Raw genomic sequence first — 15,484 nt, 5'->3', positions numbered from 1 at the left:
GTTGTGGTGAGTCCTACCGGCGCGAATCCGGCGGTACTCGGTCCGTTCGAGCGTTGCGGCGGGGATTCGAACCCCGGAGGCAGTGACGCCACAGAGTTAGCAACCCTGCGCCTTGGGCCAGGCTTGGCTACCGCAACTCGCGTCGTATCATCGCCCTCGTGGACTCGGGACCCGGCGCCCCTGCAGTTCGTGCATCCGTATGGTCCCGCCTTCAGTACTTAAACATCACGAAAGCACCGGAGACTGTGGAGGCGTCACACGCCTCGGAGCGCAGGCCTCGTCGGTTCTCACCGATCGGAAACGACGGCCCAACCAGAAACGAGCAGGGAGAGCCGTTTGGCGTACTGTTTAGTGGGTGCCGCGGATGGGTCCGGGCATGAAGGCCGTCCAGTTCGACGCCCACGGCGACCGCGACGTGATCGAGTACGGCGATTTCCCGGATCCCGAGCCCGACCGCGGCGAAGTCCTTGTCGACGTTAAGGCGGGCGCGCTGAACCACCTCGACATCTGGACGCGTCGCGGGATGCCCGGAATCGACTTGGAGATGCCCCACATTCCCGGCAGTGACGCGGCCGGCGTCGTCGAGGCAGTCGGCGAGGGCGTGACGCGGTTTGAGCCCGGCGACCACGTCGCCGTGAGCGCCGGCGTCTCCTGTGGCGAGTGTGAGTTCTGTCGACATGGTGAAGAATCGCTCTGCCCGTCGTTCCACATTATTGGGGAGCACGTTCGAGGCGTCCACTCCGAACTCGCGGCCGTCCCCGCCGAGAACCTCGTCCCGGTCCCCTCGAACGTTGACTGGGAGGTTGCCGGCTCCGCCTCCCTCGTCTTCCAGACCGCGTGGCGGATGCTCCAGACCCGCGCCGACATCGAGGCCGGCGAGAAGGTCCTCGTCTTGGGTGCCTCCGGCGGCGTCGGCCACGCCGCGGTGCAGATCGCCGACCACGCGGGCTGTGAGGTGTTCGCGACCGCCTCCACCGAGGAGAAGCTCTCGCACGCCGAGGAGTGCGGCGCCGACCACGTCATCGACTACGAGACGAACGACTTCGCCGACGAGATCGCCGAGCTGACCGGTCGGCGCGGCGTCGATGTCGTCGTCGACCACATCGGCGAAGCCACCTACCCCGACTCGCTGAAGTCGATGGCGAAGGGCGGTCGGCTCGTCACCTGCGGCGCGACCACCGGTCCGAATCCCGACGCCGGGCTCAACCGGATCTTCTGGAACCAGCTGTCCGTAATCGGGTCGACGATGGCGACCCCCGGCGAGGTCGACGACGTGCTGGAGCTCGTCTGGGACGGTACCTTCGAGCCGCACATCCGCGACACACTTCCGATGAGCGAGGCCGCGCGTGCACACGAGATGATCGAGAACCGTGAGGGCTTTGGCAAAGTGGTCGTAAAGCCCGATAGTGAGCTCTGAAGCCGACGGCGACGCCAGAGAGAGCACGGACGGCGGCTACGTCCACGTGCCGAGCGAGGGCGGCGGGAGTGACGGCGCTGATCCGGCCGTTTCGGTGTCCGAACCCGAGGCCGACGGCTTCGGGCGAAAGGGATGGGCGCTGACGGCGGTGCTTTTCACGTGCGTCCTCGTTATTCCCGGGATTATCTACGTATACCCGTACGCGGCGGGGGCGCTCGGGTTCTCGTTTTTCGCGACGTACCTCGCTTTACCGCTCATCCCGGCTGTTCTGCTCGGCGCAGTCGCAGTCTGGTCGATGACTGCGGCGACCCGAGATCAGTAAGATTGCTCCGTGTTCGGCGGCGTCTTGCTGATGCTCTTCACTGCCCGCGCGCCGAACGACAACCGTTTTGAACGACACCCGCGCAGTAGCGATATGTTGATCACCGTCTCCGGCCCGCCGGGAAGCGGGAAGAGCACGAACGCTGCAGGACTCGCCGATCGACTTGGCCTCGATCACGTGTCCGGCGGCGATATCTTCCGCGAGATGGCCGCCGAACGCGACATGACGCCCGTCGAGTTCAACGAGTTCGCGGAGGAGGACCCCCAGATCGACCGAGATTTGGACCGTCGACTCCACGAGATCGCCACGACCCGCGACGACCTCGTGTTGGAGTCGCGGCTCGCCGGGTGGCTCTCCGCGGACCATGCCGACTTCCGGTTCTGGTTCGACGCTCCCGTGTCGACCCGCGCCGAGCGCATCGCCGAACGAGAGGAGAAGCCCGTCGACCGCGCGAAAGCGGAGACCGAGCGCCGCGAGGCCTCCGAGAAGAAGCGGTACCGCGAGTACTACGACATCGACATCGGCGACCTCTCGATCTACGACGCCGCGTACAACACCGCCCGATGGGGACCGGAGCGGTTCATCGACGTCCTCGTCGCGACCATCGACGCGTACGACCCCGCGACCGACGAGGGGAAGGCGCCGATCGAGGGCGTGAGCTACGACTTCTGACCGCCGAACCAACCATACCCGCATGACCCGACACTCAGACGATACCGATGCGAACACGGGGGCGGACACCGGGCGGGACGCCGACGCGGATGCCGACGGTGACGCCGTCGACCCCCTCAGATCCCCGCCGGACCAGCGCTCCGTCCCGGAACTGCTCCGGTTCGGCGTCGTCAACGTCGACAAGCCCGCCGGTCCCTCCTCCCACCAGCTCTCCGCGTGGGTGCGCGACGCGATCAACGAGACGCTGGCGACGCTGGATCCGGACGGGTCCCCGATCCACGGGGTCGCGCACGCGGGGACGCTCGACCCCAAGGTCACCGGCTGTCTCCCGACGCTGACCGGCGACGCGACCCGGGCCGCACAGGTCTTCTTGGAGGGAAGCAAGGAGTACGTCTCGGTGCTGGAGCTTCACGGGTCGCCTCCCGCGGACTTCCGCGACGTGGTCGCCGAATTCGAGGCGGAGATCTACCAGAAGCCGCCGCGCAAGAGCGCGGTGACCCGCCGGCTCCGAACCCGTACGATCTACGATCTCGACGTGCTGGAGGTCGACGACCGACAGGCGCTCCTCCGGATCCGGTGTGAGTCCGGGACGTACATCCGGAAGCTGTGTCACGACATCGGCCTCGCGACGGGCGTCGGCGCGCACATGGGCCATCTCCGCCGCACCGCCACCGACCCGTTCGACGACCGCGACCTGCACCCCTTACAGGACCTCGTCGACGGGCTCACGTGGGCCGAGGAGGGCGACGACGCGTTCCTCCGCGAGGTCGTCCGCCCCGCCGAGGACGCGCTGGTCCATCTCCCGTCGGTGACGATCGCTCCCTCCGCCGCGCGCAATGTGGCCACCGGCGCGCCCGTCTACGCCCCCGGCGTCATCGACGTGGACTCGGTGTCGGAAGGCGGGGAGGGAGACGACGGGGACGACACCGATCGCGACCCCCCGCTCGTCGCCTGCCACACCCCTGACGGCGCCGCGGTCTGTCTCGGGCGACTGGTCGGCGACCCCGACGCCGAGTCGGGAGTCGTCGTGTCGCTGGAGCGCGTCCTCGTCTGAGGTCGTCGCGGTCGGTGGCCGACGAATGAAACGAAGTCCTTAATTACCGGACTCTCATCTTTTCGGATGCAGACAGGGACCGTGGGGTAGTGGTATCCTATGCGGATGGGGTCCGTATGACCTGAGTTCGACTCTCAGCGGTCCCATACGAATTTTACGGAAACAGTGTGACACCGGGCAGCGTAGCTGCCTTACGGCGATCTGATATGCGGAGACCTGCCTAGCTAATCTGCCAGTCATACACAGATGGAGGGATCGACCGTTTCAGGGTCGCTCCCGAACGTCCATGAGGAAACACCGTTAGGTACGTTCGGCTCGTAGAAGGAGTATGTCCGTTCGTTCCCGACCGGTCGCCGTTGCCGCGCTCGCCCTGTTCGCGACGCTCGTCGCGCGACCGGTCGCGGCTCACGTCGATTACGTCACCGAAGACACGGGAGACCCGATCGACGCGGTGACGTTCACCGTCGAGGTGCTGTCGGAGCCGCTGAACGCCGCGGTGTTCGCGGGGAGCGGCCTCGTCGCGATCGCCGGGCTCGCCGCGTATCTCTGGGTACGACCGACGATCACCGACGTGGTCATCCTCCGCGAGAAGCTCGTCGGCTACGGGGACCTCGTCCCGTGGATGCTGCGACTCGCCATCGGGCTTCCCCTCGTCGGCGCCGGGTTTCAGGGATACCTCTTCGCGCCGACGCTCGCGTTCGACACCGGATCGAGCCCGGTCCTCCGAGTACTGTTCATCGGGATCGGTTTCTTCATCCTCTTCGGGCTCGCGACGCGGATCGCCGCGACAGTTGGACTAATAATGTACGCGTGGGTCCTCCTCGCGGCCGACCCCGCCGTCGTCATCGCGATGGAGTACGTCCCGGTGTTAGTCGCGCTCGTGATCCTCGGCAGCGGTCGGCCGAGCGCCGACGACATGCTGCTGGCGGTCGCGAGTACGCCGGGGTCGTACTACGGTCGGATCGATCCCGTCCACCACCTGAAGTCGTTTTTCGACGCGCCAACGGCCCCACTACGCCGGTATGTCCCGACGATTCTCCGAGTCGGAATGGGAATCACGTTCGTGTACCTCGGGCTCATAGAGAAGCTCGCGGACCCCGGCCGGGCGTTGCTCGTCGTCGAGAAGTACGATCTCACGTCGGTCGTCCCCGTCGACCCGGGGCTGTGGGTCGTCGGCGCCGGTGTGACCGAAATAGCGGTGGGGCTGGCGCTGATCGCCGGGTTCTTCACCCGCGGCGCGGCCGCGCTCTCGTTCGTGCTGTTCACGGCGACGTTGTTCGGGCTCCCGGACGACCCCGTCCTCGCCCACGTCGCGCTGTTCGGAATGGCGTCGGCCGTCTTCACGCTCGGGTCCGGCCCGCTCTCGTTCGACCGCTTGGTCGGTCGTCCCGCGCTTGACGACGACGAGGCGGTCATCGCGGCCGACTGAGGTCGAAGGTGGTGACAGGTCGGGGCGCCTCGACGACCGAGTCGCAGGCGCGCACGGCCGGATCGCCGAGTGGCCGCGACGGACGCTGCTCCGCAATCACTAAACGCGGCTCGCTCCTTGCTCCGGTAATGGCCGATTGGACGGAAAAGTACCGCCCGAGCACGCTCTCGGAGGTCCGCGGCAACGACAAGGCCCGCGACGCGTTCGCGGACTGGGCGCGCTCGTGGGACGATCACCACGAGGCCGTCGTCCTCCACGGGAGCCCGGGCGTCGGGAAGACGAGCGCGGCCCACGCGCTCGCGAACGACATGGGGTGGGAGACGGTCGAGCTGAACGCCTCCGATCAGCGCACCGCCGACGTCATCGAGCGCTTCGCGGGGCGGGCCGCGCGCAACGCCACCCTCGGCGGGAGCGCGGCGGGCGGCGGCGCGGCCGGCGGCGACACGGCCTCCCGCCAGCTCGTGATTCTGGATGAGGCCGACAACATCCACGGCAACTACGACCGCGGGGGCGCGAGCGCAATCACGGAGCTGGTCAAGGAGTCGGGTCAGCCCATCGTCCTCATCGCCAACGACTACTACGACATGGCGCGCGGGCTCCGGAACGCCACACAGGAGATCGAGTTCCGCGATGTCTCCGCGCGCTCCATCGTCCCCGTCCTCCGCGACATCTGTCGCAAGGAGGGGATCGAGTTCGAGTCGGACGCGCTCGAACGGATCGCGGAGCGAAACCGTGGCGACCTCCGTGGCGCGATCAACGACCTGCAGGCCGCCACGGAGGGGCGCGATTCGATCGCGGTCGAGGACGTGGTCACCGGCGACCGCGACAAGGCGCTCGGGCTGTTCCCGTACCTCGATGCGGTCCTCAAAGAGGAATCGGCGGAGGAGGCGCTTCAGTCGGCGTACGCCGTCGACGAGACGCCCGACGACCTGACGAAGTGGATCGAGAACAACGTCTTGGACGTGTACGACCCGAGCGAGGTGGTGCGCGCGTACGACTTCCTCGCGAACGCCGACGTGTGGCTGGGGCGCGTCCGGGCCACCCAGAACTACTCGTACTGGCGCTACGCCACCGACAACGCGGCCGCGGGCGTCGCCGCCGCCCGCGACGGGACCAAGGGCGGGTGGACGCGCTACGGCCGCCCGCAGTTCTGGAGCCCTTCCGACGCGACCGCGGACGAGGTGGTCGGGCAGATCGCTGCCAAGAGCGGGTGCAGCGTCGCAACCGCGCGTCGCGAGGTGCTCCCGTTTCTGGAGGCGGTCACCCACCACTGCAAGCCCCGCGAGCTGACGGTCGCGATGGCGGCCGCCTACGACCTCGACGAGGCGGGAATCGCCTTCGTCACCGGCTCCGGCGAATCGACGAACAAGGTGGCGTCGATCGCCGAAGACGCGCAGGCGCTCCGCGAGGAGCGGATGGAGGACCACGCCGAGGGCGCCTTCGCCGGCGGCCGCCACGCAGCGGACGACCTCGGAGCGTCGGACGGCGAGACGACGAATGCGAGCGGTACAGCGAGCAGTTCCGGCGACGACGGGGACGCGGACGGGACAACCGACGGCGACGGAAGCGATGCTAACGACGGGAACGACGACGATGACGACGGGCAGGCAGGACTGAGCGATTTCGTGTGAACGGGAGCGACGGACGGACTATCTGGTAGTCACTGCGGCGCAGCGCTCGTTACGGTATAAATATCACTCGCTTGGCACGGTGCCAACGGTGTCGGTTTCCTCGGCGTCAACGAGGTCGACGCCGGTGAACTCGAAACGAGCGCCGCCCGTACGGCTCTCGGTGACCGAAACTTCCCAGCCGTGGGCCTCCGCAATGCGTTCGACGATGGAGAGCCCGAATCCCGTCCCGTCCCTCTCGGTCGAGTGGCCCGGATCGAACACGGCGTCGCGCTCTGACGGGTCGATCCCCGTGCCGTCGTCGGCGACGTAGAATCCGTTCGGTAGCCGCCCCACGAAGACCCGGAGCAACGGGTCGGAGTCGGCCGCACTCTCGAAATCGACGATCCCGGATTCGGAGATACCTCCGCCGAACGTCTCGGGATCGATGTTGTCGGTCGATCTACCGGCGTTCTGTTCGACGGGATCGACGGAGAGCGTTTCCGGCGTCCCGTGTTCGATCGCGTTCCGAAAGAGGTTCTCTAACGCCTGTCGGAGCCGGCTCCGATCGCACTCGACGGGCGGCAGGGGCTCGTCGACGGCGAGGACGACGCCTTCGGGGGCGCCGACCGTCCGCCAGGCCTGATCCACGACACTCCGGAGATCGGTGGTTGCAGTCTCCTCGACCGATCGGCCCTCGCGGGCGAGCGCGAGGACATCCGAGATGAGGTCGTCCATCCAGTCGAGCGCGTCGTGCGCGCGGTCCAACCGCTCGTCGACCTCCTCGCCGTCGAACTCCCGGGCCAGTTCGATGTTTCCGACGGCGACGGAGAGCGGATTCCGCAGGTCGTGAGAGACCACGCTAGCGAACTCTTCTAGCCGCTCTCGCTGCTGTTCGAGCTGTTTACGACGCTCGACCCGATCGTCGGCAGAGAAGAGGTAGCCGACGATATCACCGCTCTCGTCGCGCGCGCCGCGCTCGTGGACCCACGCGGACTCGCCGTCGACCGTGAGCCGATACGTCACGTCGACCGCGTCCCCGTCGAGCGCGTCGCGAAGCCGGTCTCTGTCGTCTGGTTCGACGACTCGGAGCCAGTCAGTCTGCGGCAGCGCGTCGGTGTTGAGACGCGACTCACCCGCGGCCTCGACGGTAAATTGGGTCGGGTCGCCGTCCGGTCGTCGATACGCGACTCCCGGCCGACGGTCCATCGGCTGCGTCACACCTGCCACACCTTACTGTAGAATAATAAATCTTTCTCAAAAATCAATCCTATTACCAATATTCTAGTTAATTCAGAGACATAATATGCGTTCTAAACCCGTTAAAAGAGCAGTGTGTGGCTGAAAACAAAGTTGGCCGGCAAATTTTCTCCACAGATATGCCACATACAATATGTGTTTGGGTCGCGCCTCAGACACTGCAAGGCGGCGGATCCAAGTAACGCAGATGCCGGCCGAGAGCGGAACGCAGTTTTAATCGACGTCGGATCGTGGTGGTGGTATGCGCGCGGCGATCCTCCGCGAGTACGGCGAACCGCTGGACATCCACGAGGTTCCCGACCCGGAACCCGGCCCGGACGGCGCCGTGGTCCGCGTGACGGCCTGTGGCGTCTGCCGGAGCGACTGGCACGCGTGGGCGGGCCACGGCGAGTGGGCCGACGATCGCGTCCCCCGCGGACAGGTGCTCGGCCACGAGCCCGCCGGCGAAGTGGTTACCGTCGGCGACTCCGTCGACCGGTTCGCGCCGGGCGACCGCGTCGTCGTTCCGTTCTCGCTCGGCGACGGCACCTGTCCGCGCTGTCGGCAGGGACACGGGAACGTCTGTGACGACGGGCGAGCGCTCGGCTTCGAGCCCGAGGCGCCCGGCGCGTTCGCCGAGCGCGTCGCCGTCCCGGACGCCGACTACAACCTCGTCGAGCGCCCGCCGTGGCTCGACGCGACCGCCGCGGCCGCGCTCGGCTGCCGGTACATGACCGCGTATCACGCCCTCGCGGAGCGGGCTGGACTCGACGGCGGCGAGTGGCTGGCCGTCCACGGTTGCGGCGGCGTCGGGCTCTCGGCAGTCCAACTGGGCGACGCGCTCGGGGCACGGATCGTCGCGGTCGATGTCGACGACGACGCCCTCTCGCTCGCTCGCGATTTGGGGGCCGACGAGACTGTGAATCCGAACGACCTCGACGAGGAGACGGTTCCGGACCGGGTTCGAAACCTCACCGACGGCGGGGCGGACGTTTCTGTGGACGCGCTCGGTATCGCCGAGACGTGCCGCAACTCGGTCCGGTCCGTTCGCCCCCGCGGGACCCACGTGCAGGTGGGACTGACCACGGAGGCGGAGCGCGGTGAGGTGTCGCTGCCGACCGACTGGATGACTCGCTGGGAGGTGTCGTTCGTCGGCTCGCGCGGGATGCCCCCGACCAGCTACGACGACCTGTTCGCGCTCGTCGAGGCGACCGACGTGGACCCCGCCGCGCTGGTGAGCGAGGAGCTGGCGCTCTCGGAGGTCTCAGAACGGCTCGCCGCGATGGGCGAGTACGATGCGCGGGGCGTCGAGGTCGTTACGGACTTTGGGAGATAACGCCGCTCACTCCTGGCTCTCGGTGCCGAGCCCCGGAATTGCCACCCTCTCCTCGACGCGCTCCATCAGCTTCGAGGCGGTGAGAACCAACGCGAGGTACGTCAGTCCAGTCACAACGAAGATGAGCGTGTAGCGGAACGTCTCGGAAGCGATCTGGTCGGCCCGGTAGTACAGCTCGGGGACCGTGATGAAGGCCGCAAGCGACGAGTACTTGATCAGGTAGACGAACTCGTTGGTCCACGATGGGATCGCGTACCGGAGTCCCTGCGGGAGCACGACGTAGTATATCGTCTCCACCTTCGACAGCCCGATCGCACGGCCGGCGGTGATCTGCCCCTCCTCGACGCTCTCTAAGGCGCCTCGGATGTACTCGGCCTGATAGGCGGCCCCGTTGAGCGTGAACCCGAGGATCGCCACCCAGACCACGTCCCGCGCGAACACGCCGGAGACTGAACCGGGCACGTAGCTCGCAAGGTTGAGCCCGTAGTAGAGCACGAACAGCTGCGCCAAGAGTGGAGTGCCGCGTAACAGCTCCGTGTACGCCAGCGAGAGCCACGCCGAGAACCGACCGTACACACGGGTTACCGCCAGCGGAACCGCGATGAAGAATCCGAGAACAAGGCTCATCGCGGTGATCACGACCGTGAGCCACGTCCCGCGCGACAGAGCGGGGGTCATCTCGACGACGAAGGCGGCGTCGGCCGCGTACGCGGCGATCCCCGGAATCGATCCGAGAGCCGTCTCGACGGCCCCCGGCGGAACGAGTGGTTGGCCGATCGGCACAATGACTCCGCCGAGCCACCGATTGACCCAGCTCACGACGAGCCAGCCCCAGAACAGCGCGCCGGCCGTGACGAGGAGGAGTCGGCCGACCGAGCGGTCGGAGTCGGCCACGCGTTCCCGGACCGTCGCGGGTCTCGTCGCGCTCGCCATCAGTCGTGACTCGCGATCCGTTCGAGGAACCGGCCGGTCCGCTCCTCCTCGGGGTGATCGAACAGCTGTTCGGGCGGCCCGCGTTCAACCACGTGGCCGTCGTCCAGGAACACGATCTCGTCGGCGACTTCCCGGGCGAAGCTCATCTCGTGGGTGACCACGAGCATCGTCATCCCTTCGTCGACGAGCCCGTGCATCACCTCTAACACCTCGCCGATGAGCTCCGGGTCGAGCGCGCTCGTCGGCTCGTCGAATAACATCAGCTTCGGCTCCATGGCCAGCGCGCGGGCGATGCCGACGCGCTGCTGTTGGCCCCCGGACAGCTCCGCGGGGTAGGAGTCGAGCTGCTCGCCGAGCCCGACGCGTTCGAGTTGGGCCTCAGCGCGGTCGCGGGCCTCCGTCTCCGAGAGCCCGAGCACGCGGCGCGGGCCGAGCGCGACGTTGCCGACCGCGGTGAGGTGCGCGAACAGGTTGAACCCCTGGAACACCATCCCGACCTCGCGGCGGAGATCGTTGACGTCGAGATCCGGTGAGAGTACCTCCTCGCCGTCCAGCAGGATCGACCCCTCCTGCGCCTCCGCAAGTCGGTTGACACAGCGCAGCATGGTCGACTTCCCGGAGCCAGAGGGACCGATCAGGACAGTCACATCGCCCCGGTCCATCTCGAAGGAAACATCGCGGAGCACCTGCTCTTCGCCGTACCACTTCGAGACGTCCGCCACGCGAAGGAAGTTGTCATCACTCACGCCGACTCCCCCTCCGGAATTGCGTAGTAGTCGCCGAGGCGGTCAAGCGCGCGGTTCGTCGTGAACGTGAGGACGAAGTAGATTGCACTGATGAACAAGATGACTTCGAGCACTGCGGTCGTCTGCTCCGAGAACAGGTCGTATCCCCGAGTCAGCAGCTCCGCGAGCCCGATTGCGAATACGATGCTCGTATCTTTCAACACGATCGTAAACTCGTTTTGAAAGCCCGGGATCGACCGGCGCAGAGCCTGCGGAACGACGACGTATCGAACCGCCTCGAATCGCGAGAGCCCGATCGAGCGCCCGGCCTCAAGCTGGCCGTCGTCGACGCTCGATAAGGTCGCCCGGAAGATCTGCGACTGGTACGCGGCGCTGCGTAGGCCGAGCCCCAAGATTCCGGCCGTCATCGCCGAGGAGATCGAGGCGACACCGAGGTTGATCTGCGGGACGCCGACGACGAAGTACATCACGATGAGGATCACGACGATCGGTGTCCCGCGGAGCACGATCCCGGCCGCGCTGACGACCCGTTTGAGGGGGCCGTCGCCGTACACCTCGACCGCGCCGGCCGGAAAGCCAACGACGAACCCGAGGAGTATCGATGCGGCCGTGAGCCCAATCGTCAACAGGGCGCCGACGCCGAGGTAGTCGGCGTTGCTGAAGACGAACTCCCAGTCCGCGGCCTCGCCGACGAGCCGCGAGACGAAGTCGATGAGCGGCTGGCCCGGCGCGGCCGACGGCGCTCCCGCGGCGCCGAGGCTGTCGACCGCCGCGAGCGCGAGCGTCGCCGGGTCCGACATCCTACTCCTGTCCGAACCAGGTGTTCGTGATCTCGCTGTACGTCCCGTCGTCGCGGACGGTCGCGAGCCCGTCGTTCAGCGCCGACTGGAACTCCGACTCGCCCTGCCGGAGGCCGAACCCGAACTGCTCGCCGGTCTCTTCGATAAACGCGATTTCTACGTCGCGGTTGGCCGCGAACGTCTCCGCGACCGGGAGGTCGATGACGACGGCGTCGATGTTCTCGTTTTCGAGGTCCTCGACCGCGAGGACGTAGCTTCCGTACGTGCGGTAGTCGTCCTCGGCGACGAGCCCGGGATCGACGAGGTTCGACTGGACCTGATCGGCGCCGGTCGTCCCGGACTGCGCGCCGACACTGACGCCCTCGAAGTCCTCCCACGCCGACGGCTGGAAGTCGCCGCCTTCGCGCACGAGGATCGCCTGATCCGACTCCCAGTAGGGGTCAGAGAAGGCGATCGTCTCCTGGCGGTCCTCGGTGATCGTCATCGCGGCGGCGATCACGTCGATCTCCTCGTTCTGCGTGAGCGCGGGGATGAGCGAGTCGAACTCGAAGGTGGCCCACTCGCCCAGTTCGTACTCAGTCTCGTCCACGACGGCCTCCAGCAGATCGATGTCGAAGCCGACCAGCTCGCCGTCTTCTTGCATCTCGAACGGCGGGAAGCCGGGTGCGGTGCCCGGAGTGATCGTGGTACTGTCCCCCCCGTCGCCGAGACAGCCGGCGACGCCGGTCAGCCCGACGGCGCTGGCCCCGCCGGTCAGCTTCAGGTACGTCCGACGGCTTATGTCCGTCTCCGTGCGGTATGACATACCTGTGGGTGAACGGGAACTGATTTCAACCTTTCCTCCTCGTGCGGGGGTCGCAGTCGGACGGGGCGTCGTGCCCGTCTCCGGCTGGTTCTCACCCGAGTGATCCGCTGAGCGGGTGAGCCAGTGGGTCGGTGCGGAGTCGACGCGGTCAGTCGCCGCGGACGGGGTCCGCCGTCGTCCCCTCCGAGCCGAGGCCTCTGACGGTCCACGCGGCACCGATCGCGAGCGTGGCGGCGACGCCGAGCGCGACGAGGTTGAGCCGCTGCCAGAACGCGGTGTACAACACCAGATCGCGGCCCAACAGCAGGGTTCCGACCAGCGCGGCCATCGACCCGGCGGCGAGCAGGCGAACGGTCTTCGCGGTCGAGCGGTCGAGTCCCGCGTAGCCGGTTCGGACGGCCTCCGTGGCGTACGCGATGGCCGCCACGAGCCCGAGGTGGCCGGCGAGTCCGGTCACGTAGAAGCCCGCCTGCGCGCCCGGTGAGTAGGTGACGAAGGGAACCGCCCGGGAGAACACCGCGCTAGCGACGATCCCGACCGCGGCGACCCCGATCGCGGCCCGGAGCAGTCGCGGGGAGCCGCGGCCGCCGCCCCAGATCGTCGCTAACCCGAGCAGCGTGAAGATCGCCAGCGCGACGATCAGGTGGGCGGCGTGCGTCGAGACCGTGTACCCGCCGGGAACGAGCCCGCCGAGGGTGACGGTGAGCGCGCCGACCGTGATCTGCAGCGGAAGGATCGCGACCGCGAGCGTCGCTGCCAGACGGGTTCGGCGATCTCGATCCCCGAACCACGTCCAGCCGGCGACGCCGATGATGAGGAACCCGGTGACCATCGCCCACACGCGGTGGAACCACTCGATGAAGTCCGGGTTGATCGTCATCTCGGGGATGAACTGGTCGGAGCAGAGCGGCCACTGGGCCTGACACGCCAGTCCCGAGCCGGTCGCCGCGGTGTAGACGCCGAGCGCGAACAACACCAGCGTCATCCCGGTCGTCGTCGCCGCGTATCGCCTGAAGGTCAGCCACGCGGGCCGAAGACTCATTGGCCGAGTTCGGGTGCGAGCGCACTTAGACCGTTCGACCGCTCCACGCGGGTGGGAAGTCAGTCACTCGGCTCTCGGCGGCGACACTTATAAACAGACGTGGGGTGGCGCGTGCCGGCGAGCGGGCCATCGACCCGCGAGCCGCACGCGCGAGGGAGTCGGTCGCCCGAGCGAAGCGACGGGCGACCGACGAGGCTGGGGAGGTGTGAGGTGTGGTTGCGGTGGGGGTGGGACCCAAAGGGGCAGCCGCGAGGACGGCGCAGGTGACGTAAGGACCGCAAGGAGCGAACGCAGTGAGCGACTGAGGGCCGCAGCGAGCGTGCGCCGTCCTCGCGGCTGGGGCTTTGGAAGTGTTCGTCACTGATCCGCTGTCAACCACTTATAAGCGAGCGGCTGGGGCTTTGGAAGAATTCACTGTCGGTCCACGATCAACTAGTTATAAATGATCGACCGGAACACCAACGACGCTCGTCACCGACCCGCCGACGGCGACGATTACTTATAAATGGACGATCGACGCTCCGAAAACGTCGCACACATCACAAACAGCGACGACGAACGCTCCTCACCCCGACAGTTCCCGCTTCGCTCGCCTCGCTCGCTCCGACATTTCCTCGTTGCCCTCGACGTCGGAGAGGGTCTCGACCGCCTCCAGCTGCCGCACCGAGTTGTCGAGGAACGAGAGCACGTCGCCGGTGTACGCGTACACCATGTAGTCGTCGCTCATCACGTCCACGATCGCCTGCGGGCCGAGTCCCTCAGCCCGAAGCTCCAACACGTATCGCATGAACTTCTCCTCCGCGCAGCCGCAGTAGGGGTTCGCCTGACAGTCGCAGTCGAGGAAGTCCTCCGCGAAGTCCAAGATTCGGTCCTGCGTCGTCGAGTCGAGCTTCGAGAGCCCGTCGCCGGTAAACAGCATGTCGAGGGTCGCGCCGGCGAAGGCCCCTTTCGGGATGTTCGTCTCCAGTTGGGAGGCGAGTTGCCGGTGGTTCTTCACGTAGATCTTGTCGGTGAACGCCACGGTTGCCCGCAGATACGCCGGCTGGGAGTAAAAGCGGCGTGGTCGTCGGGGCGGTCGACGCGTCGGTTAGCGATCTCGGCTACCAGACGACACCACACCACACGCCCGTCCGGGAGTCGTAACGGTTATTTATCAAAGCGAGATAGATATCGACGCGTGTCCGGGTTAGGGTAGTGGACTATCCTTCAGCCTTGTGGAGGCTGAGACGCGGGTTCGATTCTCGCACCCGGACCTTTTCCGCGACGACCGACGACCAAAGAGCGGCGCGAGAACGACGCTTTTGGCGCAGTAGCACGACTACAGTTCGATCTCTTCCCCGTCTTCCGGGACCAGCACGTCCTCTGTCTCCGACCGTAACTCCTCGCGCGAGAGCAGACAGTGGTTGATCGCCTCCATGTGGACCACGGCGATCGCGGCGTCGGTGGCCTCGCGGACGGCGGCGACGTCGTCGACGCCCATGGTGATCGGCTCCCCCTCGTTGAACCGCGCCGCGCCGCCGTTGAGGACGACCGCGTCGGGCTCGAACCGGGCCAGTGTCTCCGCGACCGGCTCGTACCAGACCGTGTCGCCGGCGAGGTACAGCGTCTCGTCGCCTTCGAGGACGAACCCGGAGACCGGTCCCATCCGCTCGGCCCGTTCCCCGTGGCCGTGACGGCCGGGCGTCCGGTGGAGGGTGACCCCCGCGAACGACGCCGCGTCCTCGACGGGCCGCACGTCGGTGAACCCCTCGTCGACGAACGCGTCGGCCTCGGTGGGCTGGCAAAACAGCGGGACGTCCGGATCCAACTCCGCCTTCGCCGCGTCGTCGAAGTGATCGGGGTGGCGGTGGGTAACGATCACCGCGTCGTGCGACCTGTCGACGTCTGGCATCGGCACGAGGGGGTTCGCGCGGTCGTTCGGTGTGTCATCGATCGGCGGCAACGCGCCCTGCGGCGCGAACAGCGGATCGACGAGGAAAGTCGTCTCGCCCACGGTCGCGAGGACCGTGGCGTTGCGGACGAGGGTGAGACTGGCGTCGGCGTTCGTGGACATACAGTCTCGTTCACCGAGCAGGAGGTTGT

At 67.0% G+C, this 15,484-nt stretch carries 15 protein-coding genes and 3 tRNA genes; 9 read left to right on the top strand and 9 right to left on the bottom strand.

Annotation, left to right across the window (positions count from 1 at the left end; all coding sequences use genetic code 11):
- Positions 1-51 precede the first annotated feature (51 nt).
- Positions 52-137 (bottom strand) — tRNA-Ser (locus tag HLAC_RS09015).
- 239 nt (positions 138-376) lie between these two features.
- Here HLAC_RS09015 and HLAC_RS09010 point away from each other — a divergent pair.
- The 7 genes from HLAC_RS09010 to HLAC_RS08980 all read left to right on the top strand — a co-directional run bounded on the left by HLAC_RS09010 (position 377) and on the right by HLAC_RS08980 (position 6,525).
- On the top strand, positions 377-1,417 hold the full coding sequence (locus tag HLAC_RS09010) for a zinc-binding dehydrogenase (protein WP_049933715.1): 1,041 nt from the start codon (positions 377-379) through the stop codon (positions 1,415-1,417).
- Positions 1,407-1,739 carry a DUF7977 family protein gene (locus HLAC_RS09005; RefSeq protein WP_015910529.1) on the top strand — a complete coding sequence of 111 codons (333 nt, stop codon included), beginning with the start codon at positions 1,407-1,409 and terminating at the stop codon, positions 1,737-1,739. Before HLAC_RS09010 ends, HLAC_RS09005 begins: the two co-directional genes overlap by 11 nt.
- 93 nt (positions 1,740-1,832) lie before the next feature.
- The gene (cmk, locus tag HLAC_RS09000) at positions 1,833-2,411 is read left to right on the top strand and encodes a (d)CMP kinase (protein ID WP_015910528.1); all 579 of its coding nucleotides are present in this window, start codon (positions 1,833-1,835) and stop codon (positions 2,409-2,411) included.
- A 22-nt stretch (positions 2,412-2,433) separates the two neighbouring features.
- Positions 2,434-3,465 (top strand): RNA-guided pseudouridylation complex pseudouridine synthase subunit Cbf5, encoded by a 1,032-nt coding sequence (locus HLAC_RS08995; protein ID WP_015910527.1) that lies wholly within the window; start codon positions 2,434-2,436, stop codon positions 3,463-3,465.
- A 75-nt stretch (positions 3,466-3,540) separates the two neighbouring features.
- Positions 3,541-3,611, top strand: a tRNA-Pro gene (locus tag HLAC_RS08990).
- Positions 3,612-3,793: 182 nt separating this feature from the next.
- Positions 3,794-4,894: a DoxX family protein gene (locus tag HLAC_RS08985; protein WP_015910526.1), complete on the top strand. Its 1,101-nt coding sequence runs from the start codon at positions 3,794-3,796 to the stop codon at positions 4,892-4,894.
- A gap of 128 nt (positions 4,895-5,022) precedes the next feature.
- Complete coding sequence (locus tag HLAC_RS08980; protein ID WP_015910525.1) at positions 5,023-6,525, top strand: replication factor C large subunit; 1,503 nt, start codon at positions 5,023-5,025, stop codon at positions 6,523-6,525.
- Between the two features lie 63 nt (positions 6,526-6,588).
- Here the strand turns inward: HLAC_RS08980 and HLAC_RS08975 are convergent, their stop codons facing one another.
- The gene (locus tag HLAC_RS08975) at positions 6,589-7,710 is read right to left on the bottom strand and encodes a sensor histidine kinase (RefSeq protein ID WP_015910524.1); all 1,122 of its coding nucleotides are present in this window, start codon (positions 7,708-7,710) and stop codon (positions 6,589-6,591) included.
- Positions 7,711-8,002: 292 nt separating this feature from the next.
- On the opposite strand from HLAC_RS08975, the gene HLAC_RS08970 reads away from it, so the two are divergent.
- Positions 8,003-9,076 carry a zinc-dependent alcohol dehydrogenase family protein gene (locus tag HLAC_RS08970; protein ID WP_015910523.1) on the top strand — a complete coding sequence of 358 codons (1,074 nt, stop codon included), beginning with the start codon at positions 8,003-8,005 and terminating at the stop codon, positions 9,074-9,076.
- A gap of 6 nt (positions 9,077-9,082) precedes the next feature.
- Here the strand turns inward: HLAC_RS08970 and HLAC_RS08965 are convergent, their stop codons facing one another.
- The 6 genes from HLAC_RS08965 to HLAC_RS08940 form a co-directional block, all read right to left on the bottom strand.
- Complete coding sequence (locus tag HLAC_RS08965) at positions 9,083-10,009, bottom strand: amino acid ABC transporter permease (protein WP_015910522.1); 927 nt, start codon at positions 10,007-10,009, stop codon at positions 9,083-9,085.
- Complete coding sequence (locus tag HLAC_RS08960; RefSeq protein WP_015910521.1) at positions 10,009-10,755, bottom strand: amino acid ABC transporter ATP-binding protein; 747 nt, start codon at positions 10,753-10,755, stop codon at positions 10,009-10,011. Before HLAC_RS08960 ends, HLAC_RS08965 begins: the two co-directional genes overlap by 1 nt.
- Complete coding sequence (locus HLAC_RS08955) at positions 10,752-11,555, bottom strand: amino acid ABC transporter permease (protein ID WP_015910520.1); 804 nt, start codon at positions 11,553-11,555, stop codon at positions 10,752-10,754. The genes HLAC_RS08960 and HLAC_RS08955 overlap by 4 nt, the downstream gene beginning before the upstream one ends.
- 1 nt (position 11,556) lies before the next feature.
- Positions 11,557-12,360: a basic amino acid ABC transporter substrate-binding protein gene (locus HLAC_RS08950; protein ID WP_015910519.1), complete on the bottom strand. Its 804-nt coding sequence runs from the start codon at positions 12,358-12,360 to the stop codon at positions 11,557-11,559.
- A 148-nt stretch (positions 12,361-12,508) separates the two neighbouring features.
- A complete protein-coding gene (locus tag HLAC_RS08945; protein ID WP_049933714.1) occupies positions 12,509-13,345 on the bottom strand; it encodes a COX15/CtaA family protein in 837 nt (278 codons plus the stop codon).
- 622 nt (positions 13,346-13,967) lie between these two features.
- Positions 13,968-14,423 carry a DUF5814 domain-containing protein gene (locus HLAC_RS08940; protein WP_015910517.1) on the bottom strand — a complete coding sequence of 152 codons (456 nt, stop codon included), beginning with the start codon at positions 14,421-14,423 and terminating at the stop codon, positions 13,968-13,970.
- 159 nt (positions 14,424-14,582) lie between these two features.
- Between HLAC_RS08940 and HLAC_RS08935 the strand changes: the two genes are divergently transcribed.
- A tRNA-His gene (locus tag HLAC_RS08935) sits at positions 14,583-14,655 on the top strand.
- 65 nt (positions 14,656-14,720) lie between these two features.
- On the opposite strand, the gene HLAC_RS08930 is transcribed toward HLAC_RS08935, so the two are convergent.
- Positions 14,721-15,455, bottom strand: coding sequence for an MBL fold metallo-hydrolase (locus tag HLAC_RS08930; RefSeq protein WP_015910516.1), 735 nt, complete (start codon positions 15,453-15,455; stop codon positions 14,721-14,723).
- Positions 15,456-15,484: the final 29 nt, after the last annotated feature.

It is taken from the genome of Halorubrum lacusprofundi ATCC 49239, from assembly GCF_000022205.1.
Lineage (GTDB): Archaea > Halobacteriota > Halobacteria > Halobacteriales > Haloferacaceae > Halorubrum > Halorubrum lacusprofundi.
This window is presented reverse-complemented; position numbering and strand designations above follow the sequence as displayed.

Bases quoted from the DNA above. Each gene is read 5' to 3' on its own strand.
- HLAC_RS09010 (WP_049933715.1), top strand. From the start codon at position 377: ATGAAGGCCGTCCAGTTCGACGCCCACGGCGACCGCGACGTGATCGAG.
- cmk (WP_015910528.1), top strand. From the start codon at position 1,833: ATGTTGATCACCGTCTCCGGCCCGCCGGGAAGCGGGAAGAGCACGAAC.
- HLAC_RS08995 (WP_015910527.1), top strand. From the start codon at position 2,434: ATGACCCGACACTCAGACGATACCGATGCGAACACGGGGGCGGACACC.
- HLAC_RS08985 (WP_015910526.1), top strand. From the start codon at position 3,794: ATGTCCGTTCGTTCCCGACCGGTCGCCGTTGCCGCGCTCGCCCTGTTC.
- HLAC_RS08980 (WP_015910525.1), top strand. From the start codon at position 5,023: ATGGCCGATTGGACGGAAAAGTACCGCCCGAGCACGCTCTCGGAGGTC.
- HLAC_RS08975 (WP_015910524.1), bottom strand. From the start codon at position 7,710: ATGGACCGTCGGCCGGGAGTCGCGTATCGACGACCGGACGGCGACCCG.
- HLAC_RS08970 (WP_015910523.1), top strand. From the start codon at position 8,003: ATGCGCGCGGCGATCCTCCGCGAGTACGGCGAACCGCTGGACATCCAC.
- HLAC_RS08965 (WP_015910522.1), bottom strand. From the start codon at position 10,009: ATGGCGAGCGCGACGAGACCCGCGACGGTCCGGGAACGCGTGGCCGAC.
- HLAC_RS08955 (WP_015910520.1), bottom strand. From the start codon at position 11,555: ATGTCGGACCCGGCGACGCTCGCGCTCGCGGCGGTCGACAGCCTCGGC.
- HLAC_RS08950 (WP_015910519.1), bottom strand. From the start codon at position 12,360: ATGTCATACCGCACGGAGACGGACATAAGCCGTCGGACGTACCTGAAG.
- HLAC_RS08945 (WP_049933714.1), bottom strand. From the start codon at position 13,345: ATGACGCTGGTGTTGTTCGCGCTCGGCGTCTACACCGCGGCGACCGGC.
- HLAC_RS08930 (WP_015910516.1), bottom strand. From the start codon at position 15,455: ATGTCCACGAACGCCGACGCCAGTCTCACCCTCGTCCGCAACGCCACG.